We start from the raw sequence: 25,131 nt of genomic DNA, 5'->3' as shown, positions 1-25,131 counted from the left end.
CAGGGCTCAGCAAGGACTCTGGATTGCTTCGCTGTGCGCGCAATGGCAGAGGATGGTGCGCGGTGGGGTGATGTTCACCCTCGGCCGCTTTTCGCGCTATCATCGTCGGCAACGTTGATGGAATGGAACGACGAATGGCAAAACATATCGGCATCGTCGGCTGCTCCGCCGAGGGCGCGGCGCTCTGCTATCGCACGATCTGCAAGGAGGGCGCCGACCTGCTCGGGCCGCATGCCCATCCCGAGGTGTCGATGCACACGCCGTCGCTCGCCGACTACGTGGCCTGCCTCGATCGCGGCGATCTCGCTGGAGTCGCCGAGCTGATGCTGACCTCGGCGCGCAAGCTCGCCGCGGCCGGCGCGGATTTCCTGATCTGCCCGGACAACACCATCCACCAGGCCCTGCCGCTGGTGCTGCCGCGCTCTCCGCTGCCGTGGCTGCACATCGCCGACGTGGTCGCGACGGAAGCGGTCAGGAGAGGCTACGGGCGTATCGGCATCACCGGCACCAAATGGCTCGTCGACAGCAATGTCTATCCGGATAGCTTGACCGCACACGGGCTGGCGTTCGCGCGTCCGGAAGAAGCCGATCGCGTCGAAGCCAACCGCATCATCATGGATGAGCTGGTCTACGGGCGGTTCGAGCCGCCCTCCGTCGCCGCGTTTCTGGCGATCATCACGCGGCTGAAGGAGGAAGGTTGCGACGCCGTCGCGCTCGGCTGCACCGAGATTCCGCTGATCATCGACGATGCCAACTCGCCTCTGCCGACGTTGGATTCGACGCGTCTGCTCGCGCGTGCTGCGCTCGCGCGGGCCACGTCCTGCGCCGGCTGAGAATTGCGGCAAGGCGCTGACCGTTCAGAGCGGGATGTGCAGGCAGCATTGGCTGCGACGCTCGCCATCCGGCCTTCGGACGCGCAGTTCCGTCGGAACCCCCTTGGGCGGGAAACGTTTTGTTTCAGCCCAAGGAGGAGCGCCCAATGAAGAAGCTGATGTTCGCGGTTGCCGTGTCGCTGTCCGTTCTGCCGTCGTTCGCCATGGCTCAGGGCCATATGGGGACGCCGCAGGAGCAGAAGGCGTGCGCGCCCGACGCCAAGCGTTTCTGCCGCGCTCAGCTCGGCGATGACTTCGGGGTCCAGAATTGTCTGACGCAGAACCGGGCCAAGCTGAGCAAGCGCTGCTCGGCGGTGTTCCAGAGCCACGGGATGTAAGCCGGCGCGCAGCGTCTCGACGTCGCAGGGCGGACGGCCAACGCCGATCCGCCCTTCTTTGTAGTCAGGCCGCACGGACCCTGCGCAAGAATTTCTCCAGCTCATCCTTGAGGTGATCGCTCTCGCGCGACAGCGAGTGCGCGGATGACAGCACCTGCGCGGAGGCGGTGCCGGTGGCGCTGGCGCCCTTGCTGACGTCGCCGATGTTGCCGACGACGCGCGCGGTGCCGCCGGCGACCTCCTGCACGTTGCGCGAGATCTGCCCCGTCGCGGCGCCTTGCTGCTCGACGGCGGCGGCGATGCCGGCGGCGATCTCCGAGATCTGCTGGATGGTGCCGCCGATCTGCTTGATCGAGGCGACCGAGGACTGCGTCGCGCTCTGAATGCCTTCGATCTGCTGGCCGATCTCCTCGGTGGCCTTGGCGGTCTGCGACGCCAGCGCCTTGACCTCGGAGGCCACCACCGCGAAACCGCGGCCGGCGTCGCCGGCGCGCGCCGCCTCGATGGTCGCGTTCAGCGCAAGCAGGTTGGTCTGGGCGGCGATCGAGGTGATCAGCTTGAGCACGTCGCCGATGCGCTCGGCGGTGCGCGACAGCTCGCTGATGCCGACATCGGTCTGCTCGATCTGGCGAACGGCCTCCTTGGCAATGGTGGTCGATTCCCTGACCTGCCGCCCGATCTCATGGACCGAGGAGGTCATCTCCTCGGCGGCCGAGGCGACCGACTGCACGTTGGTCGAGACTTGGCCCGAGGCCGAGGCCGCGCTGGCCGACAGGTGCTGGGTCTGCTCGGCGGTCTTGGTCAGCGTGTTGGCCGAGACCTCGAGCGTGCGCGCGTCCGCATGGACCTTGTTGATGATCTGGCCGACGGTGGCTTCGAACTCGTCGGCCATGCGTTGCATGGCGACGTGCTGCTCGGTCTTGGCCGCATCGAGATAGACCGAGATGGCGAGATCCATGTCGATCATTGCCGCCTTGGTGATCGCAGCCTGCAGCGCGGCCTTCTTCTCGCGGGCCGCCTGGCCGCCGAACCAGCCGTCCGCGATCTCCGTCTCGATCGCCTTCTGCAGCCCGGTCACGATCAGCGAATAGCCGGCGATGTACCAGCGCGGCTCCAGCCCCATCCGGTTGTGCGCCTGGCCGATCCTCGTCACGGACTTCACATAGGCATCGTCGAACTTCGCGGTCGCCAGCGACATCCAATGGTCGAGCTGGGCCTTCGAGGCGTGCCGCATCGCGGCCTGGCTGGAGAACATCTTGGCGAGATGCGGGACCTTGCCGACATGGGCGTAGAACTGCTCCAGCAGGCCGGGCAGCACCTTGCCGATCAGCGGCCGCAGCTCCCGCAGCGCCTCTCGGGTCGCATTGTCGATGCCGATGAAATCGAGACGGGACTGCAAAGTCTGAAGATCGGTCATCACTGGTCTGCCGGTAAGATAAGGAGGGAGACGCTGCGGGGGGGGGGGGCGCCGCTACCCCAAATCGCACGGGTTTGGTTGATGGCTCCTTAAGTCGGGAACCAGATTCAGCCGCAGCCAATGGACCGATCAGAAGCGGACGGCCCGTGCCGCAGCAGTGGGAGGATCGCGCGCAATAAAAAACGGGGCCGAAACGGCCCCGTTGAAGTCGCAGCAGACCGCGATCTTACTTGATCTTGGCTTCGCGGAATTCGACGTGCTTGCGCGCGACCGGGTCATACTTCTTCTTGACCATCTTGTCGGTCATGGTGCGCGAGTTCTTCTTGGCAACGTAATAGAAGCCGGTGTCGGCGGTCGACACGAGCTTGACCTTGATGGTGACCGCTTTGGCCATGTCTTGAACCTCTGGAATCGGGATCGGGGGTGGGCACCGGCCAAAGAGGGGGCGCCGTTGGCCGGCAACCTACCCAGCCAGCCCCCAAAGTCAAGGTTTGAGGGCCAGATTCTGGGGGCCTAGGCCGCGAAGAAGCGGTTTTTCGGTCGGGGCAGGCCGAGATTGTCCCGCAGGGTCGGTCCCTCATACTCCGTCCGGAAGATCCCGCGGCGCTGCAGCTCGGGAATCACCTTGTCGACGACGTCGTCGAGCCCTGCGGGGAGGAACGGGAACATGATGTTGAAACCGTCCGACCCACGGCTTTCCAGCCACTCCTGCATCTGGTCGGCGATCGTCTTGGCGGTGCCGACGAAGGACAGACCGCCGTAGCCGCCGACCCGCTGCGCCAGTTGCCGCACCGTGAGCTGGTCGCGCGCGGCGATATCGACCAGGCGCTGGCGGCCGCTCTTGGAGGCGTTGGTCTCGGGGATTTCGGGCAGCGGACCGTCGGGATCGAAGCCGGAAGCGTCGGTGCCGAGGATGACCGAGAGCGAGGCGATGGCGCTGTCGTAATGCACCATGCTGTCGAGCAGCGCGCGCTTCTCCTTCGCCTCGTCGACGCTGTCGCCGACCACCACGAAGGCGCCGGGCAGGATCTTCAGATGCTCAGGATCACGGCCGATCTTGTCCATGCGGCCCTTGATGTCGGCATAGAGCTTCCGTCCATCGGCGAGGCTGCCGCCGCCTGTGAACACGGCCTCCGCCGTCTCCGCCGCGAGCTGCTTGCCATCCTCCGAGGCGCCGGCCTGTACGATCACCGGCCAGCCCTGCACGGGGCGTGCGATGTTGAGCGGGCCGCGGACTTTCAGATATTTGCCCTTGTGGTCGAGCACGTGCATCTTGTCGGGATCGAAGAACAGCCCGCTCTCGACGTCGCGCACGAAGGCATCGTCGGCAAACGAATCCCACAGGCCGGTGACGACGTCGTAGAACTCGCGGGCGCGCTTGTAGCGCTCGGCATGCTCCATGTGGTCGTCGAGCCCGAAATTCAGCGCGGCATCCGGGTTCGAGGTGGTGACGATGTTCCAGCCGGCACGGCCGCCCGAGATGTGGTCGAGCGAGGCGAAGCGCCGGGCGACGTGATAGGGCTCGTCGAAGGTGGTCGATCCCGTCGCGATCAGGCCGATATTCTCGGTCACCGCCGACAGCGCCGAGAGCAGCGTGAACGGTTCGAACGACGTCACGGTGTGGCTGCGCTTGAGCGCATTGATCGGCATGTTCAGCACGGCTAGATGATCGGCCATGAAGAAGGCGTCGAACTTGCCGGCCTCCAATTTCCGGATGAGCTGCTTGAGATGCGCGAAGTTGAAATTGGCGTCCGGCCAGGCGCCGGGATAGCGCCACGCGCCGGTGTGGATGGAGACCGGACGCATGAAGGCGCCGAGCTTGAGTTGACGTGGGGCCATGGGGTGTCCGCGATGATTGCTATCTTGAGCAGATAGGAACGCGGCCCATGCGTGTCAGCAACCCGCCGCAGAACACGATTTCGTTTTTGCTGGCGGACGTAGCACGCTCATTCCATGAAGTGCCGAGCAAGCGATCCAAACAATTGTGTCATCCCCGCGTTCGCCGGGACGACACCATTGTCCGCTCGCTGCTCGAAATCGAGGCGACCGCTATCATCGACGATGGATGATCGAATACGCGGCGATCACCCGCCCAGGACGTCCTTCTGCATCTTGCCGCCGTAGAAGTGGAAGAACGGCACCGGGGCGTCGTGGCGCAGCGGGCCGGTGGCGAGGCGGCGGTCGAGCTCGTGGAGCACGTTCTTGGTCATCGGGTGCAGATCGGCGAGCGGCTTGGAGCCGAGCTCGACCCAGACCAGCTCGACCAGCTCCGCATCGGCGTGGATCACGCCGTCGACGCGATGGGTGATGGCGGAGGCATCGGCGGTGAAGAAGCGCGTGTCGAAGCGCTTGATGCGGCCGGGCGGGGTGATGGCGCGGGCGATCAGGAACAGGCCGGAGGGATCGGGCAGCAGGCCGGCGTCAGCGAACGGCGCCCATGGCCCGTCCAGTTTCGGCGCGGAGCCGCCGACCTTGCGTCCGAGACAGAGACCGGTTTCCTCACAGGCCTCGCGGATCGCGGCGACGGCGAGCGACTTCGCGCGCGAGGCCGTCGTCTGCGGCTTGCCCTTGAACAGATTGGCTTCGAGCTCGGCCGGCATCGGCGCTGCGACCGGGATGCGATGATCGGACTTGTCGACGCGGCCGCCCGGGAAGACGAACTTGCCGGGCATGAACACGACCTTGTCATGGCGCTTGCCGACCAGCACCTTCGGCACCGTGCCGCTGCGGTCGACCAGGATCAGCGTCGCTGCATCCTTCGGCTTGGTGTAGGGATGATGGTCGGCTTCCTTCTCGGCCGGCTTGCCCGCCGGTGCGCTGGTCGCCTGTGCCGTATCGCTCATGTCCTCCCCGCTTTTTCTTGTTTGTTGATCGTTCGGTCGCTCAGACCGGCGGAATGCCTTCCACCGGATTGTCGTCGAAGCCGTGCATGCGGAAGGCCCATTGCAGCCCGACGACGGCGCCCTTGACCGGCTGAATCAAGGCGAGCGCGGCGACCAGGGTCACCGGCAGATAGATCGCGAGTTGCAGCGCCACCGGCGGCGCGTAGTTGGTCTCGATCGAGAGCACCAGCGGCACGATGATGTGGCCGACGATGACGATCACGAGATAGGCTGGAAGATCGTCGGCGCGATGCCCGGAGAAATCCTGGCCGCAGCGGTCGCAGTTGTCCGCGACCTTCAGGAAGGCGCGGAACAGCTTGCCCTCGCCGCAGCGCGGGCAGCGGCCGCGCAGGCCGCGCTTCATCGCTGTCCAGACGTCGCGCTTCTCGGCGAGGCCGGTGTCGCGCGTCCACGTCTGCGGGGGCAATGTGCTGGGCGTTGAGGTCATGGCGTCCACGATCTGCCTTTCTTCGATGTGCCGGGCTTGCGTTTTGCCCCTGCCGTTTGACTTTCCTTGCGGTTCTTTTCTTTGTGCTTCGGCCGCGCCTCGGCCTTGGCGCGCTTCGTTGCCTTGCTCTTGGCCCTTGCCTTGATCCCGGCCTTGCCCTTCGGCCGCTCGCGGCGGCCGTGGCGCGAGACAAGCACGTCGGCCTGCGTCAAGAGTTCGAAGCGCAGCGCGCCGGCCACCGGCTGAGCTTCTACCAGACGCACGTCGACGACGTCACCCAGCCGGTGCATGGCACCGCTGCGCTGGCCGATCAGCGCATGCCGCGTCTCATCATAGTCGAAATATTCCGTGCCGAGGGTCCGGATCGGAACCAGGCCGTCGGCGCCGGTATCGTCGAGCTTGATGAAGAGGCCGGCGCGGGTGACGCCGGAAATGCGGCCCTGGAACGTCGCGCCGATGCGGTCGGCGAGGTGGTGGGCGATCAGGCGGTCGGCTGTCTCGCGCTCGGCCTTCATCGCCCGCCGCTCGGTGACCGAGATCTGCGCCGCGACCTCGGTGAGATGATCCGGCGTCTCGCTGTCGGGCAGGGCGCCGTCACCGAGGCCCAGCGCGCGCAGCAGGCCGCGATGCACGACGAGGTCGGCGTAGCGGCGGATCGGCGAGGTGAAATGCGCGTAGCGGCGGAGGTTCAGGCCGAAATGTCCGTAATTGTCGGTCGAATATTCCGCCTGCGCCTGCGAGCGCAGCACGACCTCGTTGACGAGATGCTCGTAGTCCTGGCCGGCCACCAGCGTCAGCACGCGGTTGAACAGCGATGGCCTGAGCGCGCCGCTCTTGGCAAAGGGCACGTCGAGCGTCTTCAGGAATTCCTGCAGCGCATGGATCTTCTCCACCGTCGGCTCGTCATGCACGCGGTAGATCAGCGGCAGCGCCTTCTTCTCCAGCAGTTCGGCCGCGGCGACGTTGGCCGAGATCATGAACTCCTCGATCAGTCTATGGGCGTCGAGGCGCTCCGGCACGACGACGCGGTCGACCGTGCCGTCTTTCTTGAGCAGGATCTTGCGCTCGGGAATGTCGAGGTCGAGCGGATCGCGCGCGTCCCGGCCGCGCTTGGCGACCTCATAGGCCGCATAGAGCGGCTTCAGGATCGGCTCGAGCAGGGGACCGGTGACGTCGTCCGGCTTGCCATCGATGGCGGCCTGCGCCTGTGCGTAGGACAGTTTGGCGGCCGAGCGCATCAGCACGCGGTGGAACGAGTGCGAGCGCTTGCGGCCGTCGGCCCCGAGCACCATGCGCACGGCGAGCGCGCCGCGCGCTTCGCCCGGCACCAGCGAGCACAGATTGTTGGAGATGCGCTCCGGCAGCATCGGCACGACGCGGTCGGGGAAATACACCGAGTTGCCGCGGATCAGCGCGTCGCGGTCGAGCGCCGATCCCGGCCGCACATAGTAGGCGACGTCGGCGATGGCGACATGGACAATGAAGCCGCCGACATTGTTCGGATCGGGATCCGGCTCGGCATGAACCGCGTCGTCGTGGTCCTTGGCATCGGGCGGATCGATCGTGACCAGCGGCAGCTCGCGCCAGTCCTCGCGGCCCTTCAAGGTCGCGGGCTGCGCGGCTTCGGCCTCAGCGACGGCTGCGGCCGAGAAGTCCATCGGGATCTCGTGGGCATGGATGGCGATCAGGCTGATCGCCTTCTCGGTCGCGACCGAGCCGTAGCGCTCCTTCACCCGGCCCGAGGGCAGGCCGTAGCCGCGGCCGCGCAGCAGGTCGACGCTGATGAGATCGCCGTCCTTGGCGTCCTTGGTGTCGGCGGGGGCGATGGAGAGCTCCCGTCCGGCCTGCTTCTTGTCGACCGGAATCAGGCGGCCGCCGCCGCCTGGATTGCTGCGGAAAATGCCGAGCACGCGCGGCCGCGCCTGATCCAGCACCTTGAGGACGCGGCCGCGATAGGACACGCCGCCATCATCCTTGATCGGCTCGACCCGCAGCAGCGCGCGGTCGCCGACGCCGGCCACCGAGCCCGGCCCGGCATGACGCGGCGTGTGGATGCGGATGCGCGGCGGCTCGGACTGCTCGGCCTCGTCCCACTCGGCCGGCTTGGCGATCAATTCGCCGTCACTGTCGCGCCCGGTGATGTCGGCGACCAGCGTGGCCGGCAGGGACGCGGTCTCGACGACCTTCTTGCGGCCGCTCTTCTTCACCGTGCCGTCGGCGACAAGTTCGCGCAGCAACTGCTTGAGCGCGACGCGATCGGCGTTCTTCAGGCCGAACGCGCGGGCGATGTCCTTGGTGCCAACCTTGCCCGGATTGGCGCGGATGAAGGCGACGATGGCCTCCCGCGAAGGGAAGCCGATGTCGCGCTTTTGGGTCATTTTCTCATCCGCGGGCCTTGCCGGCGCTTTTCTTGGGCGTCGCCTTGGTCGCAGGCTTGGCCGAGGTCTTGGCGGCCTTGGCAACCGGCGCACGCGCCTTGCTGGTGGAGTCTGATTTCGGTTTGGCGGCCGCCTTCTTCGCCACGGCCTTTTTCGCCGGCTTCGGCGTGTCGTCGTCGCCGCCGGTCTTCGGCTTGGCCTTGCTGGCAGCCGCTTTGCTGGCAGCCTTGGCCGGCTTCGCCGCAGCCTTGCCCTTGGCCTTCTTGCCGCCGCCCTTGGCGGCGCGCTCGTCGAGCAGGGCGATCGCCTCGGCGAGCGTGATCGTATCCTTTTCCTTGTCGCCGGGAATGGTGGCGTTGACGCCGCCGGCGGTGACATAGGCGCCGTAGCGGCCGGCCTTGACGGCGACAGGGCCGAGCGAGGGATGGTCGCCGAGCGCCTTGCCGGGATCGGCGCCGAACCGCTTGCTCGGGCCCTTGGCGATCTTCTCGGCGATCAGGGTGACGGCGCGGTTGAGGCCGATGTCGAACACCTCGTCGCCGGCCTCCAGGCTCGCATACGTCTTGTCGTGCTTCACGAACGGCCCGAAGCGGCCGAGATTGGCGATGATCGGCAGACCCGTCTCCGGATGGATGCCCACCTCACGCGGCAGCGACAGCAGCTTCAGCGCGTAGTCGAGCTCGAGGCTCGCGGGCGACGTCCCTTTCGGGATGCCGGCGCGCTTCGGCTTCTCGCCCTCGGCGTAATCCTTCTGCTCGCCGAGCTGGATGTAGGGGCCGAAGCGGCCGGCCTTGACGACGACGTCGAGGCCGGTGTCCGGATCCTGGCCGAGCACGCGGTCGGCCGCGGCCTCGCTGTCGGCGGCGAGCGGGCGGGTGTAGCGGCATTCCGGATAGTTCGAGCAGCCGACGAAGGCGCCGAACTTGCCGGCCTTGAGGTTGAGCCGTCCGGTGCCGCAGGTCGGGCACTGCCGGACATCGCCGCCATCGTCGCGCGGCGGGTAGATGTGCGGCCCCAGCATCTCGTCGAGCGCGTCGAGCACCTGCGCCACGCGCAGATCCTTGATGTCGTCGACGGCGCCGATGAAGCCGGTCCAGAAATCCTTCAGCACCTGCTGCCAGGCGATCTCGTTGTTGGAGATGCGGTCGAGCTGCTCCTCGAGATCCGCCGTGAAATCGTACTCGACGTAGCGGCGGAAGAAGTTCTCCAGGAAGGCGATGACGACGCGGCCCTTGTCCTCGCCGTGCAGCCGCTTCTTTTCGAGCTTCACATAGCCGCGGTCCTTCAGCACCTGCAGGATCGAGGCATAGGTCGAGGGCCGGCCGATGCCGAGCTCCTCCATGCGCTTGACCAGCGAGGCCTCCGAGAAGCGCGGCGGCGGCTCGGTGAAATGCTGGGTGACGGCGAGATTCTGCCGCTTCAGCGGCTCGTTCGGGCTCATCTGCGGCAGGCGGCGGCCGTCCTCGTCCTCCTCGTCGTCGCGGCCTTCCTGATACAGCGCGAGGAAGCCGTCGAACTTGATGACCTGGCCGGTGGCGCGCAGCTCCAGGGTGCGGGCGCCGGCCTTGGCGATGATGTCGACGGTGGTGCGCTCCAGCTCGGCGGATTCCATCTGGCTCGCGATGGTGCGGGTCCAGATCAGCTCGTAGAGCTTGGCCTGGTCGTCATCGAGCCGCTTGCGTAGCTCGGCCGGCTTGCGCGACAGGTCGGTCGGGCGGATCGCTTCGTGCGCTTCCTGGGCGTTCTTGGCCTTGGCCTGGTACTGGCGCGGGCTCTCCGGCACATATTTGTTGCCGTAGATCTCGCCGATCACCTTGCGGGCCTGGGTGATCGCCGAGCCGTCGATCTGCACGCCGTCGGTTCGCATATAGGTGATGAGACCGGTGGTCTCGCCGCCGATGTCGATGCCTTCATAGAGACGCTGCGCGATGCGCATCGTGTGCGCCGGCGCGAAGCCGAGCTTGCGGCTCGCTTCCTGCTGCAGGGTCGACGTCGTGAAGGGCGCCTGCGGGTTGCGGCGCGCCGGCTTGGCGTCGACGGTCGCGACCGTGTAGCTCGCCGCGTTGAGCGCGGTCTTGAAATCCTCGGCCTCCGCGCCGGTGCCGATGTCGAGCCGCTGGATCTTCTTGCCATCGGCGCCGACGAGACGCGCCTCGAAGGTGTCGCCGCGCGGCGTCGCCAAGGTTGCGATCAGCGACCAGTATTCGCGCGGCACGAACTTCTCGATCTCCAGCTCGCGATCGCAGACGAGGCGCAGCGCGACCGACTGCACGCGTCCGGCCGAGCGGGCGCCCGGCAGCTTGCGCCACAGCACGGGAGAGAGAGTGAAGCCCACGAGGTAATCGAGTGCGCGGCGCGCCATGTAGGCGTCGACCAGCGCACCGTCGATCTGCCGCGGATGCTTCATCGCCTCCGAGACGGCCTGCTTGGTGATGGCGTTGAAGACGACGCGCTCGATCTTCTGATCCTTGAGCGCGCGCTTCTCCTTCAACACCTCCAGCACATGCCAGGAAATCGCTTCGCCCTCGCGATCAGGGTCGGTGGCGAGAATCAGCCGGTCAGCGCCCTTCAGCGATTTGGCGATGTCGTTGAGTCGGCCCGCCGCCTTGGGATCGACCTCCCAGATCATGCGGAAATTCTCGTCCGGATCGACGGAACCGTTCTTGGCCGGAAGGTCGCGGACATGACCGAAAGAGGCCAGAACCTCGTAGGAGGAGCCCAGATACTTGTTGATCGTCTTGGCCTTGGCAGGCGACTCCACGATGACGATATTCATGTATTTCCAATGGCTTAGTGGAAGGATTGAAGCTGGCTTCGCGGGATTCGCGCCGGCTGCGTTGACCCGAACATGGGTGGTGAGGGGGTTCCTGTCAAATCGAGGGATGTTGAAAGGCGATTGCGTTGGACCGGCGAAGTACCTATCAGGTTGTACGGAGCACGATGAGAACCGCGCTCTCTTGAGGTTGTTTTTCGTCAAATTCCTTATGCTGGGTGACGGTTGTTGGCCAAGGCAGCGGACAAAAGCGACCCGGACGTCGAGGCGATGGTGGAGGATCCCGACGCCGCGGCGGCGCTGATCGCCGAGGTGACGGCCAGCCTGTCGCATCTGGCGCAGCGCCATCGTCTCGACATGCTCGATTACCTCCTGCGCATGGCGAACCTTGAGGCCGAGGAGCATCTGAGGCTGCGCAGCCGCCGCAGGCTCTGCTGACGGCCGCCCGCGCTCACCGCGGGGGGAGGGCGGTTTCCTCCGGCGCCAGCATCCGGCCGTCCTCCGCAGTCAGCAGCAGCTCGCGAACCGGCCTGCCGTTCGCGCGGTCGACGAGCGCGGTGGCGATCTCGTCGGGGTGCTCGTCGAATTCCTCGCTCCACTGCCGCAGTGCGACCAGGATCGGAAACAGGCCGCGGCCCTTCGGCGATGGCGGTGCCACGAGCTCGCCGGCCGGAGCGCCGATCTTTCGGGGCTAACCGGCCGGGTCGGTGGCGGTTTGAGACCTGCCCCCGGGATTGAAAGCGGTGGCTGCCGGCGGCAGCCACCGAGGGACTCAAGCGGCGAGACCGCCGGCCGTCTGAATCGCCTTCGCCAGCGCCTGCTCGCGATGCTCCGGGCCGATCTGGACACCGTCGGCCGCAACGAATTCGAGATCCGTGACGCCGATGAAGCTGAAGACACTGCGCAAATAGGTCTCCAGGTGTTCGAATGCCGCCATCGGCGTGTCCGCGCCGTAATGGCCGCCGCGCGAGACCGCCACGATAATACGCTTGCCACCGGCCAGGCCTTGCGGGCCGTTCGGGCCATAGGTGAAAGTCTTGCCCTTGACAGCGATGCGGTCGACCCAGGCCTTGAGCTGGCTCGGGATGGAGAAGTTGTACATAGGGGCGCCGATCACGACGATATCGGCGGCCAGGAACTCCTCCAGGACGGCCTGTCCGGCCGCGACATCAGCTTTCACTGCGGGATCCTCAACGGGCGCACCGTATGCGACGGCGACATGCGTTCCGGACAGATGCGACAGCGGCTCGGCTGCGACATCTCGGTAAGTCACCTCCAGCCCCGGCGTGATCTGGCGCAACCGTGCGACGATCGCGGCGGACACCTGACGGCTGACGGAGTTGGGGCCGAGCACGCTGGAGTCGATGTGGAGGAGGAGGGTCATGGGTCAGTTACCTCGGTATTGGTTTGTAACTGGCGCACTATGAGTGACTATGCTGTAACCCCACAAGAACGCACATTTTTGAAACCCGGGCACAGCCATGACCCCTGCTGACAGCGATGATCCCGACCTCCCGACGCAGCCAAATCATAATGATTGCCGGGGTGTGGCCTCGATCCTGGCGCGTGTCGGCGACAAATGGAGCGTGTTCGTCATCATGATGCTTCAGGACGGGCCGAAGCGCTTCAATGAGCTGAAGCGGCTCGTCGGCGGCATCTCCCAGCGAATGCTGACCTTGACCCTGCGCGGCCTCGAGCGCGACGGGCTGGTGACGCGGACGGTGTTTCCGACCATCCCGCCGCGGGTGGATTATGAGCTGACCGATCTCGGCCGCGGGCTGTCGCAGCCGGTGCAGGCGCTCGGACAGTGGGCCATGCAGCACCAGGAGCTGATCGAGCAGGCGCGCTCGCGCTTCGACGCGCGCAGGGATGCTGACTGAGAGTCAGGTCAGCGACACCATCCCGCCGCCGTGGCGCTCCAGGCGGCCGGCCAGCTCGAGCTCGAGCAGCACCATGCGCAGCACGGCGGGTGACAGGCCGCTGATCCGGATCAGGTCGTCGACCGACACCGGGGTCGGGCCGAGCAGGGCTGTGATCTGCGCGCGGTCGTGGCTTTCGGGATCGGGGGCGAACAACTCCTCCTCCGGCTCGCGCAGCGAAAAGGGCAGCGGCCGCTCCATGATCGGGCCGACGGCCTGAATGATGTCTGCGGCTTCGGTGACGAGCGCGGCGCCCTGCTTGATGAGATCGTTGGTGCCCGCGCAGCGGGGATCGAGCGGCGAGCCCGGGACGGCGAAGACCTCGCGGCCCTGTTCGCCGGCCATGCGCGCCGTGATCAGCGAGCCCGATCGATGCGCGGCCTCGACGACGACGACGCCGAGCGAGGCGCCTGATATCAGCCGGTTGCGGCGGGGAAAGTCGCGGGCGCGCGGCTCGTGTCCGAGCGGCATCTCGGAGATTGCGGCGCCGCTGCCACTGATGATGGCGCCGAGCAGGTCGACGTGCTCCGGAGGATAGATCCGGTCATGGCCGCCGGCGAGCACCGCGACCGTGCCGCTGCCGAGGCTCGCGCGATGCGCAGCCTGATCGATGCCGCGGGCGAGGCCGGAGATGACGACGAAGCCGGCCTGGCCGAGCTCGTGGGCGATCTGGCCGGCAAATTTCAGCCCGGCGGCGGAGGCGTTGCGCGAGCCGACGATGGCGATCATCGGGCGCATCAACGTCTCGCGGGCGCCACGCACCGCGAGCAACGGAGGCGCATCCTCGCAGGTGGCGAGGCGGGGCGGATAGCCGTCCTCGTCTGGCGCCCGCAGTTCGACGCCTTGCCGTTTGCAGGCTTCGAGTTCGGCCTCGGCTTCGCCGACCGTGCAGATCCGGCCGGCTCCGGCCGCGCCGCCGCGGCGTGCCAGATCGGGCAGCCGGTCGAGCGCTACGCGCGCGGTGCCGAAATGGTCGAGCAGCGAGCGGAAGGTGCGCGGGCCGACATTGTCGGACCGGATCAGGCGCAGCCGGTCGCGCCGCTCGGTGTCGCTCAGCTCGATCGTCGTGTTGATGGCATCCACGCAAAGCCCCCTTTACCGGGGACTAGAATGGAGCAACCCGAGGACGCAGGGAAGAGGGCGCGCTACGCCGGCGCGACGTCGCGCACATCCTCGGACTCGGACACCGGAGACGATAGCACCGGCTGATCGCCCTGGATGGCTGGCGTGGTGCCGACCGGAGCTTCGCGCAGCCAGCGCTCGGCTGCGTCGCGTCCGCGCTGGTACAGCAGCTCGACGAAGTCGCTGCCGAGATCGGTCGCATCGCGCTGAGCCAGGGCTTCGATCTCGTCCTCGGCCGCAAGCCGATGGACGCGCGGCGGATGCAGGCCGTCGCTGCGCGCCCATTCGAGCGCCGCGAGTTCGGCGTTCAGGACCGCATTGCCGGCGATCTGGTCGAGGCGGCGATCGATCGCGGCCGAGGTCATCGGGACATGGCCGTCGCGCGCGGGCGTGACCTGAACGACCAGCAGGTCGGCGGCGCTGGACTCATGCGCGATCTGGATCAGCGGCGGATTGGTGACGTAGCCGCCGTCCCAATACGCTTCGCCCTCGATGTCGACAGCGGCGTGCAGTTGCGCGGGACAGGTGGAGGCGAGCAGTGCATCTGGCGTGATGCCGGCATTGCGGAAGATCTGCGGCAGGCCGTCACGGGCCCGGGTCGCCGCAACTAGCAGGCGGGGCGCGGCCGGGCCCTGCACGGCGTCGAAATCGATCGTCTCGCGGAGGATGTCGCGGAGCGGATCGAGATCGAGCGGGTCGGCGCGTCCGCCGCGCAGCCCCGCACCGAACGACACCGAGCTGCTCGCCGGCGAGTACGCGCCGATCACCAGCAGCGATCGGAACGACGCCTCCTCCATCAGCCGGGTCCAGAACAAAGCGAGCCGGTTGCGCGCCTCGTCGCGGCCGCCCTTGGCGAGCCCGCTCGCGAGCAGCGCGGCGTTGACCGCACCGGCGCTGGCGCCGCTGATGGTGTCGAAGTCGCAACCGGGTTCCTCGAGCAGGCGATCGAGCACGCCCCAGGTGAAGGCCGAGAACGTTCCGCCGCCCTGCAGGGCCAGCGACAGCTTGCGCGGCGGCCATGTCCGGGGCGGCGGCGGCAGCTTAACCGTTGCGATCGTCTCCGCGAGCGTTCGCTCGGGCGCCTCTGCGGTCTTTGTCTCGCTGATCACGGGCGTGCTCGTGGCCGCCATGATCATCTCGGCGACGGCCGGCGCGCCATCGGCTCGTTCCGGCGCAGGGCTGGGCTCGGATATTTCGGCGGGGAGCGCGACGTCCGACATGACCGGCCCGGCAGGCGTCTCGGGCGTCTGCGCCGGTTCTGCAGCGGCCGTGATGCCGGTCGACCAGATCTCAGCGGCCGATAGCAGCAGGCTGGCGTTCGACCGGGCCGGGGCCGCCTTCTGCTGCGCCGGAGCCTGATCAGTACGGTCATCGTGCGTGGCCGACGAACCGCTGGAGTTGGTCTTGCGTAACCACATGCAGGAATCATGACAGGCAATCATGATTCACGCCAGAGTCCCGCGTTAACTTATGAGCTGATGAATCGCCGGTGTTGCTGCGCAGCCGCTGTGAAATCAGGGCGCAACACAGGTTTTCCGTATTTGCTCCGTATTTGTCCGGAGCGACTACTTCTTCGCCCCGATCTTGCTCTCGGTGCCCAACTGCAATCGCTTGATGTTTTCGCGATGCATGTAAATGAGCAACAGTGTGAGCAGGGCGAACAGGGCCGCCAGCGCGGTGTGGCCGAATGCCCACAACACGATGGGTGTCAGCACGCTGGCGACGAGTGCCGCGAGTGATGAGTAGCGGAGCGCGAATGCGGTGGCGAGCCAGACCAGGCAGAAGAAGATCGCGCCCGGCCAGAACAGACCGATCAAAATACCGATGTAAACGGCGACACCTTTGCCGCCGCGGAACTTCAGCCACACCGGGAACAAGTGACCGAGGAAGGCGCCGAGGCCCGCGATCATCGCGGCATTCGGGCCGCCGAGATAGCCCGAGATGATGACCGCCGCCGTACCCTTCAGCGCGTCGCCGAGCAGGGTTGCTGCCGCGAGCCCCTTGCGTCCGGTGCGCAGCACGTTGGTGGCGCCGATATTGCCGGAGCCGATGCTGCGCAGATCCTGCGTGCCGGCCAGCTTGGTCAGGATCAGGCCGAACGGGATCGACCCCAGGAGATAGCCGATGATGAGAGCGACCGGCAGGAAGGCTTCGGAACCCATCACACCACTCCTTCCAAGCTTCGCCTTGCGTCAGACATGTTCGAACACGGTGCGGCCGCCGACGATGGTGCGGACCACGCGGCCGGTGAAGCGGGCTTCGTCGAACGGCGTGTTCTTGCACAGCGATTTGAGGTCGGCCGGATCGAGGATCCAGGGCACGTCCGGATCGATCACGATGATGTCGGCCGGCGCGCCTGCCCGCAAGCTGCCGCCGGGCAGGCCGAGCAGCTCGGCGGGCCGCGTCGACATGGCGCGGATCAGGGTCGTCCAGCTCAGCTCGCCATTGTGCACGAGCCGCAACGCCGCCGGCAGCATGGTCTCGAGCCCGACCGCGCCGCTCGCAGCCTCCGCGAATGGCAGCCGCTTGACCTCGACGTCCTGCGGCGTGTGGTCCGACATGATGACGTCGATGAGGCCCGAGGCCAGCGCTTCGACCAATGCGCGGCGGTCGGCCTCGGTGCGCAGCGGCGGCGTCAGCTTGAGGAAGGTGCGGTAGGGGCCGATGTCGTTCTCGTTCAGCGTCACGTGGTTGATCGAGACCGACGCGCTCACGGTGAGGCCGGCTTCGCGCGCGCGCCTGAGAATGTCGAGCGAGTCCACCGAGCTCAGCGCGGCGGCGTGATAGCGGCCCTTGCTGAGCGCCACCAGGCGCATGTCGCGTTCGAGTACCACGGCTTCCGCTGCGGGCGGGATGCCGTAGAGGCCGAGCCGCGAGGCGAACTCGCCTTCGTTCATGACGCCTTCGCCGACGAGATTGGGATCTTCGGCGTGATGCACGATCAGGGCGTCGAAATCCCGCGCATAGGTCAGTGCGCGGCGCATCACCTGCGCGTTCATCACGCTGGTGTGGCCGTTGGAGAAGGCGACGGCGCCGGCGGCGCGCAACAGCCCGATCTCGGTCATCTCCTCGCCGCGCAGGCCCTTGGTCAGCGCCGCCATCGGCTGGATGTTGACGATCGCGGTGTCGCGGGCGCGGCGCAGCACGAAGTCGACGGTCGCCGAATTGTCGATCACCGGCTCGGTGCCGGGCTGGCAGATGATGGTGGTGATGCCGCCGGTGGCGGCGGCCTGGCTGGCGCTGGCGAAGGTCTCGCGATGGCCCAGACCCGGCTCGCCGACGAAGGCGCACATGTCGATCAGGCCGGGGGCCACGATCTTGCCTGCGCAGTTGACGACATCGGTGCCCTCGGGCACGCCCGCGGCGCCGATGCCGCGCTTGAGGTCGCGGATCACGCCGTCGGCGATCAGCACGTCGCCGGGGCCGTCGAAGTCGCGGGAGGGATCGATGACGCGCGCATTGGCAAGCAGGATCGGGCGGCGGTCGGTCAGCATGGCGTTTGGTCCCGACTTCTGTATCACGCGTTGGGCAGGTTGCGGGCCAGAGCCTCGAGCACGGCCATGCGCACGGCCACGCCCATTTCGACCTGCTCCCGGATCAGCGATTGCGCGCCGTCGGCGACGATGGATTCGATCTCGACGCCGCGGTTCATCGGTCCCGGATGCATGACCAGCGCGTCGGGCTTGGCGTAGGCGAGCTTCTTCTGGTCGAGCCCGAAATACTGGAAATATTCCGACGAGGACGGCACGAACGAGCCGTTCATGCGCTCGCGCTGCAGCCGCAGCATCATGACGATGTCGGCGCCGTTGAGCCCTTCGCGCATGTCGCGCGCGACCTCGACGCCCATGCGCTCGATGCCCGGCGGCAGCAAAGTGGAGGGCGCGACGATGCGGACGCGGGCGCCCATGGTGTTGAGCAAGAGGATGTTGGAGCGCGCGACGCGCGAGTGCAGCACGTCGCCGCAGATCGCGATGACCAGCCCCTCGATGCGGCCCTTGTTGCGGCGGATGGTCAGCGCATCGAGCAGCGCCTGGGTCGGATGCTCATGCGCGCCGTCACCGGCATTGATCACGGAGCCGTCGACCTTGCGCGCCAGCAGCTCCACCGCGCCGGAGGCGTGGTGACGGACGACCAGGATGTCCGGATGCATCGCGTTCAGGGTGACCGCGGTGTCCATCAGGGTCTCGCCCTTGCGCATGGACGAGGACGACACCGACATGTTCATGACGTCGGCGCCGAGCCGCTTGCCAGCGATCTCGAACGACGACTGGGTCCGCGTCGAGGCCTCGAAGAACAGGTTGACCTGGGTGCGGCCGCGCAGCACGGTGCGCTTCTTGTCGACCTGACGATTCAGTTCGACATACTCCTCGGACAGATCGAGGAGGCCGGTGATGTCGTGGGCGGAAAGGCCCTCGATTCCCAGCAAATGCCGGTGCCCGAGGACGAAAGTCGATTTCGGAGAGGTTGCCATTAAAGCCAGAGCTATAGGCGCGGTTTCCATGGGGGGCAAGGCCGAAAGCCGGGGTTCCGAGTTTTCCCCCGTTCCGTCTTCCGAGCCTCTCGGGGGGCTCCAAACCGGGGACTGGCGGGCCATCGCCGGAAGAGGTCCGCTCCGATACGCCCTGATCCTGCTGGCGGCGATCGTGCCGGCCGGCGCGGCCGCGTTGCCGTTCGATTTCGTCTATCTCCGCGACATCGACCCGACGATCCTCCAGGACATCCGTTATGCCGGCAGCAACAATTTCGTCGGCCGACCCTTGCCGGGCTACGAGGCGGCCGAATGCGTCGTGACGCGTGACGTGGCGCGGCGGCTGCAGGCGGCTCAGGCCGAGCTGCGGCCGCGCGGCCTGTCGCTGAAGATGCTCGACTGCTACCGGCCGGTGCGTGCGGTCGCAGAGATGCTGGCCTGGTCGCAGGACGGCGTCGAGACCACGGCCGGCCGCCGCTACAGTCCGCGCATTGCCAAGCAGGACCTGTTCCGTCTCGGCTACATCGCCGTGCGTTCGAGCCATTCGACCGGTGCGGCGCTCGATCTCACGCTGGTCGAGCTCGCGGCCGACAATTCCGCGGCGTTCGACCCGGCCAAGGACTACGCGGACTGCACCGCGCCCGCAGCGCTACGCGCGCCCGAGGGCGGCGTCGACATGGGAACCGGCTACGATTGTTCCGACGTGAAGGCTCATACCGCCGCGCAGAACCTGACACCGGAGCAGCGCCGCTGGCGCAACGAACTGGTCGCGGTGATGGCGCGGCAAGGTTTTGTGAACTATGCCAAGGAGTGGTGGCACTTTTCGCTGCCGGGCGCTGGCGCGACGACTTATGTTTTTCCCATTCGGCCGCGCCGATGATCGATCTCTGTAGGGCACGGCCATGATGCAGTCTTCCTTCGCGACCCATGAGGTCTTCAACCAGTCGCCGCCGTTCGAGGACGTCAATCTGTTCACGGCCGACCGGCCGTTGATGGATGCCTTGAAGGCCAATGATGGTGCCGGAGCCGAGCAGGAGCTGACAGCTTTCGGCAAGCTATGGGGCTCGGCCGAGATGGCCGAGCAGGGCCGGCTCGCCAATGAGAACACGCCGAAGCTGCGCAGCTTCGACGCCAAGGGCTTTCGGCGAGACGTCGTCGAATTTCATCCGGCCTACCATGCGATGATGACGCGCTCAGCTGCGGCCGGCCTGCACAATTCGACATGGACGGCAGAAGGCCAGCCCGTCGGCGGCTGCTCGGAGGTGGTGCGCGCCGCGAAGTTCTATATCGCCTCGCAGGTCGAGAGCGGCCATCTCTGCCCGATTACCATGACGCGGGCCTCGGTGGCGGCGCTGGCCGCCCAGCCTGATCTGCTGGCAAGAGCGATGCCGGTCATCGCGACCGATGACTACGATCCGGCGTTTGCGCCGTGGTGGCAAAAACGCGGCATGACACTCGGCATGGGCATGACCGAGAAGCAGGGCGGGACCGACGTGCGCGCCAACCTGACGCGCGCTGAGCGTACGACCGATGGCTATCGCATCACGGGGCATAAATGGTTCATGTCGGCGCCGATGTGCGACGCCTTCCTGGTGCTGGCGCAGGCCGATGCCGGCCTGACCTGCTTCTTCATGCCGCGCTTCAAGCCGGATGGCTCGGTGAACGCGATCCAGTTCCAGCGCTTGAAGGACAAGCTCGGCAACCGCTCCAATGCCTCGTCGGAGGTGGAGTTCGTCGGCGCCTATGCCGAGCGGGTCGGCGACGAGGGCAGGGGCATCAGCACCATCATCCAGATGGTGCAACTGACGCGGCAGGATTGCGCGATCTCGTCTGCCGGCCTGATGCGCTCGGGGCTCGCGCACGCGCTGCATCATGCGCGCCATCGCAGCGTGTTCCAGAAGCATCTCGCCGACCAGCCGCTGATGCAGGCGGTGCTCGCCGACATGGCTCTCCATGTCGAGGCGACGGTGGCGCTGGTGATGCGGCTGTGTCAGGCGTTCGATCGCGCGCATCTGTCGCCGCGGGAGGCGAACTACGTGCGGCTGCTGACACCGGCGATCAAATACTGGGTCTGCAAGAGCGCGCCGCCGTTCCTGTATGAGGCGATGGAATGCCTGGGCGGCAACGGCTATGTCGAGGACGGCATCCTCGCCCGCCATTTCCGGGAGTCGCCGGTCAATGCGATCTGGGAAGGCTCGGGCAACGTCATGTGCCTGGACGTGCTGCGGGCGCTGGCGCGCGAGGCGGAGGCGGCCGCGCACGTCCTGATGCATCTCAAAGCAGAGACCAGCGGGTTGCCCGGCGCGGCGGAGGCGCTCGCCTTCATCGAGACCAGCTTCCGCCGGCCGGATTCCGAGCGCGTCGCGCGCCTCGCAGTCGAGAAGTTGGCGCTGCTCGCAGCCGCCGCCGCGCTCAACCTCGTTATGCCCGCTCATGCGGAGCTTTTCGCCGCCACGCGGCTCGCCAATGTTCACCCGAGCATGTATGGCGCGGTCGATCTCGATCGCTCAGACATCCGTAGCTTGCTGGAGCGCGCGCTGCCTTGACCGACACTCCCGAAGCCGCCGTGATGGATTCGCTCGATCCGGGCAACCCGCCGCAGCAGGTCGTTCCGGCGCATCATCAGCCGCGCACGCTCGGCTTCTGGCGCACCTTGCTGTGGGCCCTCCTCATCATCGTCGTGTTCTTCATCGGCCAGCTGACTCCGATCGTCTATTTCCTGCTGCGCCATGAGGGTCCAATCGACAGCATGGCCGCGTTTCAGTTGGCCATGATCCAGATCGCGAGCCGGTCGCTCACGGTCTCGCTGTCGGCGATCATGGGCGTCCCGGCCATTTTGATCCCGATCTATTTTGCCGTCCGCCACACCCGCATGTCGTTCGTCGACTATCTGGGCCTGCGTTGGACCGGCTGGAAGAATTTCGTCTTTGGCGTTGTCGGGATGGTCGTGATCCTGGGATGCTGGGAGCTGGCGGCGCAGCTGACGGGACGCGAAGAGAAGTCGGCGAGCTTCATGGTGGACATCATGAAGACCGCCAGAGGCGACGGCGTGGTCTGGCTGCTGGTCATCGCCTTCTGCGTCGCCGCACCAGTGTCGGAAGAGCTGATGGCGCGTGGCTTTCTCTACCGCGGCTGGTCGGACTCCTTCCTGCGCGTGCCCGGCGCCATCGTGCTGTCGTCCTTGCTGTGGACCGTGCTGCATCTGCAGTACGACTGGTTCGCCCTGATCAACGTGTTTTCCCTCGGCGTGTGGTTCGGCTATCTGCGCTCTCGTACCCACTCCACCTATCTGACCATGGTGCTGCACGGCCTCAACAACCTCGCCGCCACGGTGCAGACCATGTGGCTGGCCAGCGGTTCTTCCTGAACGGACGCGTTCAGCTCGCCCAGGCGATCGCGAGCGGCATGGTCAGCGCCGCCAGCACCGTTTGCAGCGAGATGATCTGCGCCAGCAGCGGCGCGTCGCCGCCCATCTGCTTGGCCAGCACATAGGCGCTGGGCGAGGTCGGTACCGCCGCGCAGATCGCGACGACGACGAGGCTCGGGCCGGTGACGCCGAACCATCCGGCGAGCCCGATCGCGAGGAGGGGCATCAAGACCAGCTTGAGCACGACGCCGAGCGCAGCGGCCGGGCCAGCGCGGCGCAAGCCTTCGAAGTGCAGGCCGGCGCCGGTCACCAGCAGGCCGATCGGCAGCGAGGCCTGTCCGAGCGCATCGGCGGCATCGTGCCAGAGCTTTGGCAGCGGCATATGCGCCACGTTCAGCGCGAGCCCGGCGATGCAGGCCCAGATCAGCGGATTGCGCACGATGGTGGCAAGGATCTCACGCATCGAGCGGCGGGTCGGCGAGGCGTAGTGGGCGAGCACGGCGACGCTGAACACGTTGACCATTGGGATGATCGCGATCATCGCCACCGACGCCGCCGCAAGCCCGGACGCGCCGAACAGGCTGCCGGCGACGCTGAGCGCGACGTAGGTCTGCCAGCGGGTTGCCCCTTGGAAGATCGAGGTGAAGGCCGGACCATCGATGCCGGAGCGGGTGAGCAGCGGCCGCAGCGCGAGGCACAGCGCCGACATCGCCAGCATCGCCAGGAACAAGGCGCCGCCGATGCCGGCGACCGGCACCTTGCCGAGATCGGCCTTCACCAGGCTCTGCATCAGCAGCGCCGGAAACAGCACATAATAAGTCAGCCGCTCGAGCCCGTGCCATTGCGTATCCAGCCGGATCAGGCTGCGCCGCAGGCCGAAGCCGACCACGATCAGCAGGAATACCGGCGCGAGCGCCGCGGCGACGGGGCTCATGGGCTAGCGACCGGACTGGCGCAAGGTCGCAAGCCGATCGAGCGCTCCCTGCAGGATGAAGATCGCCGCATGCGTGTCGATCACCTCGGCGCGCCTGGCGCGGCTGACATCCATGCCGATCAGCTCGCGCTCGACCGCAGCCGTCGACAGCCGCTCGTCCCACAGGCCGATCGGCAGGTCGGTGAGGCCGGCGAGATTGCGCGCGAACGCCCGGGTCGACTGCGCCCGCGGCCCCTCGCTGCCATCCATGTTGATGGGTAGGCCCAGCACCAAGCCGACCACCTTGCGCTCGGTGCAAATCGCCAGCAGTCGCGCCGCGTCGGCCTTGAAGGCCTTGCGCTGGATCGTCTCGACGCCGGTGGCGAGCCGCCGGTCCGGATCGGACACGGCGACGCCGATGGTCTTGGTGCCGAGATCGAGGCCGACGAGCGCGCCGCGCTCGGGCCAGCGGCCAGCGGCTTCGATGAGGGGGAGGATGGGGGCGAGCATGGCAATGCGCTTAACACGCAGGTGCGTGGCGGGCCAGCAGGTGAGGACGTGCATCGCTTCGCCGCCCCGATGAAGCTCGCGCACGCGAGTCGACCGGCCCAGATGTCGAGCGTTGCAGTCTTTCCCGGATGCGCCGGCTTTGGATCATCAAGCGAAGCTGGTGGAGCGCGAGAGCTTGTTCCAGGCACTCACTTCGGCTTTCATGCCCTCGATCTTCTGCTCGACCAGGGCCAGCGCGTCCTCACCGAGGAACAGCCGCACAGGCGGTTTTTCGGCTTCCACGAGGGCAAGCAATGCCTGTGCGGCCTTCGCGGGATCGCCGGGTTGGTTTCCGCTCTTGGCCAATCGGGCGGCGCGAATCGGATCCATGACGGCGTCGTAGTCGGAAATGCTGCGCGGCGTGCGATCCATGGACCGTCCCGCCCAATCGGTACGAAACTGACCGGGCGCAAGCGCAATGACGCGGATGCCGAAGGGGGCCACTTCCTTGCCGAGCGACTCCGAGATGCCCTCCAGCGCGAACTTGCTGCCGCAATAGAAGCTGATCCCGGGCATGGTGATGAAGCCGCCCATGGAGGTCACATTGACGATATGGCCGCGCCGCCTCGCGCGCATCCCCGGCAACACGGCCTTCATCATCGCGACAGGGCCGAACACGTTGGCGGCGAACTGCCGCTGCAGATCGTCGAGCGAGGACTCCTCCAGCGTGCCCTCGTGACCGTAGCCGGCATTGTTCACCAGGACGTCGATCGCGCCAATCTGCTTCTCGGCCTCTGCCACAGCAGCCGGGATTGCATCGAAATCGGTAACATCGATCACGAGAGGATGAGCCTTGCCCGCTGCAAGCGCGGCAAAAGCCTCGGCATCCCCGACCCTTCGCACGGTCCCGATCACCCGATGGCCGGCGGCCAGCGCGCCCTTTGCGAACGCTAGGCCCAAGCCCGAACTGACGCCAGTGACGAGGAAAATCTTCGATTCGGCAGCCGCCATCGTACAACTCCGCATGACAAGGTTATCTATATCATGATATAGATATTGCATGGCACCTCGCAAGACCGAACATTCATCCATTGGCATGAGAGGCGAGCCGCTTCGTCGGCACGTCCTCGATGCGGCAGAGCGGCTTCTCCGTCAGGGCAGGGCCGATTTCTCGATGCGAGACCTTGCCGCTGAGGCGGGGGTCAGCTTCGCGACGCCGTTCAATCAGTTTGGCAACAAGGCGGCGATCATGCAGGCTCTCTCCATACGTCGGATCGACATCATGGAGACGCGGTACACCGCCGCGCCACCATCGAGAGATACGAAGACACGCGTGCTATTGGCTATTGATACGGCGGTGGCGGTGATGTTGGAGAATCCAGACGTGAACCGGACCGTGATGGGATGGCTGGGTGCCGCCCAGGCTTCGCCCGGTCAGACGCTTTCCCGATCCACTGCCTTCTGGGCACTGGCCTTGGGAAAGGGAGAGGGACTGACGGCCAGCCGGCAAGAACAAGCGCTGCGCTGCCTTCCAGAGCAACTCGCCTTCAGTTTCCGCGGCGTGTTGTCCTTCTGGACTGCGGGCGAATTGTCGGACGCGGCGCTCGCCCCGCGTGCGCGAGACATGGCGAGTGCCTTGTTGCTCGCCTACCTCCATTAACGTCCGATAGGGGCGGCTTGATCGACTGACCGACCGATCCCAGGTCTGTGTCGGCCGGCTCCAGGCGCGCCTGTGGCGGACTCCT

The 25,131-nt window shown here is 66.7% G+C and carries 25 protein-coding genes and 1 pseudogene; 9 read left to right on the top strand and 17 right to left on the bottom strand.

Translation table 11 applies throughout. The features are described 5' to 3' along the window. The first annotated feature begins 134 nt into the window (after window positions 1-134). Both ACQR03_RS29180 and ACQR03_RS29175 read left to right on the top strand, forming a co-directional pair. A complete protein-coding gene (locus tag ACQR03_RS29180) occupies window positions 135-833 on the top strand; it encodes an aspartate/glutamate racemase family protein (RefSeq protein ID WP_434842106.1) in 699 nt (232 codons plus the stop codon). A gap of 146 nt (window positions 834-979) precedes the next feature. Further along, window positions 980-1,210 carry a hypothetical protein gene (locus tag ACQR03_RS29175; protein ID WP_316165124.1) on the top strand — a complete coding sequence of 77 codons (231 nt, stop codon included), beginning with the start codon at window positions 980-982 and terminating at the stop codon, window positions 1,208-1,210. Between the two features lie 64 nt (window positions 1,211-1,274). On the opposite strand, the gene ACQR03_RS29170 is transcribed toward ACQR03_RS29175, so the two are convergent. From ACQR03_RS29170 to ACQR03_RS29160, 3 genes are all read right to left on the bottom strand, one after another. Further along, window positions 1,275-2,627 (bottom strand): globin-coupled sensor protein, encoded by a 1,353-nt coding sequence (locus ACQR03_RS29170; protein WP_315711337.1) that lies wholly within the window; start codon window positions 2,625-2,627, stop codon window positions 1,275-1,277. A gap of 226 nt (window positions 2,628-2,853) precedes the next feature. Further along, window positions 2,854-3,021: a 50S ribosomal protein L33 gene (gene rpmG / locus ACQR03_RS29165; protein WP_015666342.1), complete on the bottom strand. Its 168-nt coding sequence runs from the start codon at window positions 3,019-3,021 to the stop codon at window positions 2,854-2,856. Between the two features lie 119 nt (window positions 3,022-3,140). Then, on the bottom strand, window positions 3,141-4,466 hold the full coding sequence (locus ACQR03_RS29160) for an LLM class flavin-dependent oxidoreductase (RefSeq protein ID WP_434842107.1): 1,326 nt from the start codon (window positions 4,464-4,466) through the stop codon (window positions 3,141-3,143). Between the two features lie 47 nt (window positions 4,467-4,513). Here ACQR03_RS29160 and ACQR03_RS29155 point away from each other — a divergent pair, with 47 nt between their 5' ends. After that, complete coding sequence (locus tag ACQR03_RS29155) at window positions 4,514-4,696, top strand: hypothetical protein (protein WP_315752973.1); 183 nt, start codon at window positions 4,514-4,516, stop codon at window positions 4,694-4,696. 15 nt (window positions 4,697-4,711) lie between these two features. On the opposite strand, the gene ACQR03_RS29150 is transcribed toward ACQR03_RS29155, so the two are convergent. From ACQR03_RS29150 to topA, 4 genes are read right to left on the bottom strand one after another with little or no spacing between them, the layout of a single operon-like run. Beyond that, window positions 4,712-5,470, bottom strand: a complete 759-nt coding sequence (locus ACQR03_RS29150) for an NUDIX hydrolase (protein WP_315752972.1) — start codon at window positions 5,468-5,470, stop codon at window positions 4,712-4,714. Window positions 5,471-5,510: 40 nt separating this feature from the next. Next, entirely contained in the window at window positions 5,511-5,957 is a 447-nt protein-coding gene (locus tag ACQR03_RS29145) for a DUF983 domain-containing protein (protein WP_315711344.1), read from the bottom strand. Then, window positions 5,954-8,335 carry a ribonuclease R gene (gene rnr, locus ACQR03_RS29140; protein ID WP_315752971.1) on the bottom strand — a complete coding sequence of 794 codons (2,382 nt, stop codon included), beginning with the start codon at window positions 8,333-8,335 and terminating at the stop codon, window positions 5,954-5,956. Before rnr ends, ACQR03_RS29145 begins: the two co-directional genes overlap by 4 nt. 4 nt (window positions 8,336-8,339) lie before the next feature. After that, the gene (gene topA, locus ACQR03_RS29135) at window positions 8,340-11,111 is read right to left on the bottom strand and encodes a type I DNA topoisomerase (RefSeq protein ID WP_315752970.1); all 2,772 of its coding nucleotides are present in this window, start codon (window positions 11,109-11,111) and stop codon (window positions 8,340-8,342) included. A 225-nt stretch (window positions 11,112-11,336) separates the two neighbouring features. Here topA and ACQR03_RS29130 point away from each other — a divergent pair, with 225 nt between their 5' ends. Beyond that, window positions 11,337-11,546, top strand: coding sequence for a hypothetical protein (locus tag ACQR03_RS29130; RefSeq protein ID WP_315712655.1), 210 nt, complete (start codon window positions 11,337-11,339; stop codon window positions 11,544-11,546). A 13-nt stretch (window positions 11,547-11,559) separates the two neighbouring features. On the opposite strand, the pseudogene ACQR03_RS29125 reads toward ACQR03_RS29130, so the two are convergent. Next, window positions 11,560-11,754, bottom strand: a pseudogene (locus ACQR03_RS29125) (winged helix-turn-helix transcriptional regulator); the annotation flags it as partial. 126 nt (window positions 11,755-11,880) lie between these two features. After that, complete coding sequence (locus tag ACQR03_RS29120) at window positions 11,881-12,492, bottom strand: FMN-dependent NADH-azoreductase (protein WP_315711347.1); 612 nt, start codon at window positions 12,490-12,492, stop codon at window positions 11,881-11,883. Window positions 12,493-12,589: 97 nt separating this feature from the next. Between ACQR03_RS29120 and ACQR03_RS29115 the strand changes: the two genes are divergently transcribed. Further along, entirely contained in the window at window positions 12,590-12,988 is a 399-nt protein-coding gene (locus ACQR03_RS29115) for a winged helix-turn-helix transcriptional regulator (protein WP_315711348.1), read from the top strand. A gap of 3 nt (window positions 12,989-12,991) precedes the next feature. On the opposite strand, the gene dprA is transcribed toward ACQR03_RS29115, so the two are convergent. The 5 genes from dprA to ACQR03_RS29090 all read right to left on the bottom strand — a co-directional run bounded on the left by dprA (window position 12,992) and on the right by ACQR03_RS29090 (window position 18,620). Then, window positions 12,992-14,110 carry a DNA-processing protein DprA gene (gene dprA, locus ACQR03_RS29110; protein WP_315711350.1) on the bottom strand — a complete coding sequence of 373 codons (1,119 nt, stop codon included), beginning with the start codon at window positions 14,108-14,110 and terminating at the stop codon, window positions 12,992-12,994. Window positions 14,111-14,172: 62 nt separating this feature from the next. Beyond that, window positions 14,173-15,567, bottom strand: coding sequence for a patatin-like phospholipase family protein (locus ACQR03_RS29105; protein ID WP_315752969.1), 1,395 nt, complete (start codon window positions 15,565-15,567; stop codon window positions 14,173-14,175). Between the two features lie 147 nt (window positions 15,568-15,714). Then, a complete protein-coding gene (gene plsY, locus ACQR03_RS29100; RefSeq protein ID WP_315711352.1) occupies window positions 15,715-16,311 on the bottom strand; it encodes a glycerol-3-phosphate 1-O-acyltransferase PlsY in 597 nt (198 codons plus the stop codon). 30 nt (window positions 16,312-16,341) lie between these two features. Then, window positions 16,342-17,643 carry a dihydroorotase gene (locus tag ACQR03_RS29095; RefSeq protein ID WP_315752968.1) on the bottom strand — a complete coding sequence of 434 codons (1,302 nt, stop codon included), beginning with the start codon at window positions 17,641-17,643 and terminating at the stop codon, window positions 16,342-16,344. A gap of 23 nt (window positions 17,644-17,666) precedes the next feature. Then, complete coding sequence (locus ACQR03_RS29090; protein ID WP_315740287.1) at window positions 17,667-18,620, bottom strand: aspartate carbamoyltransferase catalytic subunit; 954 nt, start codon at window positions 18,618-18,620, stop codon at window positions 17,667-17,669. Window positions 18,621-18,771: 151 nt separating this feature from the next. On the opposite strand from ACQR03_RS29090, the gene ACQR03_RS29085 reads away from it, so the two are divergent. Genes ACQR03_RS29085 through ACQR03_RS29075 form a run of 3 tightly spaced genes read left to right on the top strand, consistent with a single transcriptional unit; the run spans window position 18,772 to window position 21,984 of the window. Then, complete coding sequence (locus ACQR03_RS29085; protein WP_316165441.1) at window positions 18,772-19,497, top strand: M15 family metallopeptidase; 726 nt, start codon at window positions 18,772-18,774, stop codon at window positions 19,495-19,497. A gap of 22 nt (window positions 19,498-19,519) precedes the next feature. Further along, window positions 19,520-21,163: an acyl-CoA dehydrogenase family protein gene (locus ACQR03_RS29080; protein ID WP_316193080.1), complete on the top strand. Its 1,644-nt coding sequence runs from the start codon at window positions 19,520-19,522 to the stop codon at window positions 21,161-21,163. Then, window positions 21,160-21,984 carry a CPBP family intramembrane glutamic endopeptidase gene (locus ACQR03_RS29075; protein ID WP_316193079.1) on the top strand — a complete coding sequence of 275 codons (825 nt, stop codon included), beginning with the start codon at window positions 21,160-21,162 and terminating at the stop codon, window positions 21,982-21,984. The genes ACQR03_RS29080 and ACQR03_RS29075 overlap by 4 nt, the downstream gene beginning before the upstream one ends. A 10-nt stretch (window positions 21,985-21,994) precedes the next feature. Here the strand turns inward: ACQR03_RS29075 and ACQR03_RS29070 are convergent, their stop codons facing one another. The 3 genes from ACQR03_RS29070 to ACQR03_RS29060 form a co-directional block, all read right to left on the bottom strand. Then, on the bottom strand, window positions 21,995-22,918 hold the full coding sequence (locus ACQR03_RS29070; RefSeq protein WP_315711357.1) for an AEC family transporter: 924 nt from the start codon (window positions 22,916-22,918) through the stop codon (window positions 21,995-21,997). 3 nt (window positions 22,919-22,921) lie between these two features. Continuing rightward, a complete protein-coding gene (gene ruvX, locus ACQR03_RS29065) occupies window positions 22,922-23,407 on the bottom strand; it encodes a Holliday junction resolvase RuvX (protein ID WP_315752962.1) in 486 nt (161 codons plus the stop codon). A 147-nt stretch (window positions 23,408-23,554) separates the two neighbouring features. Next, window positions 23,555-24,397: an oxidoreductase gene (locus tag ACQR03_RS29060; protein ID WP_316175156.1), complete on the bottom strand. Its 843-nt coding sequence runs from the start codon at window positions 24,395-24,397 to the stop codon at window positions 23,555-23,557. A gap of 49 nt (window positions 24,398-24,446) precedes the next feature. Between ACQR03_RS29060 and ACQR03_RS29055 the strand changes: the two genes are divergently transcribed. Next, entirely contained in the window at window positions 24,447-25,046 is a 600-nt protein-coding gene (locus tag ACQR03_RS29055; RefSeq protein WP_316185731.1) for a TetR/AcrR family transcriptional regulator, read from the top strand. The last annotated feature ends 85 nt before the right edge of the window (window positions 25,047-25,131 follow it).

This window comes from Bradyrhizobium sp. HKCCYLS3070 (assembly GCF_051167575.1).
In the GTDB taxonomy this organism is placed as follows: Bacteria; Pseudomonadota; Alphaproteobacteria; order Rhizobiales; family Xanthobacteraceae; genus Bradyrhizobium.
Note: the sequence above shows the minus strand (reverse complement) of the source record. Positions and strands in the feature narration are given on the sequence as shown.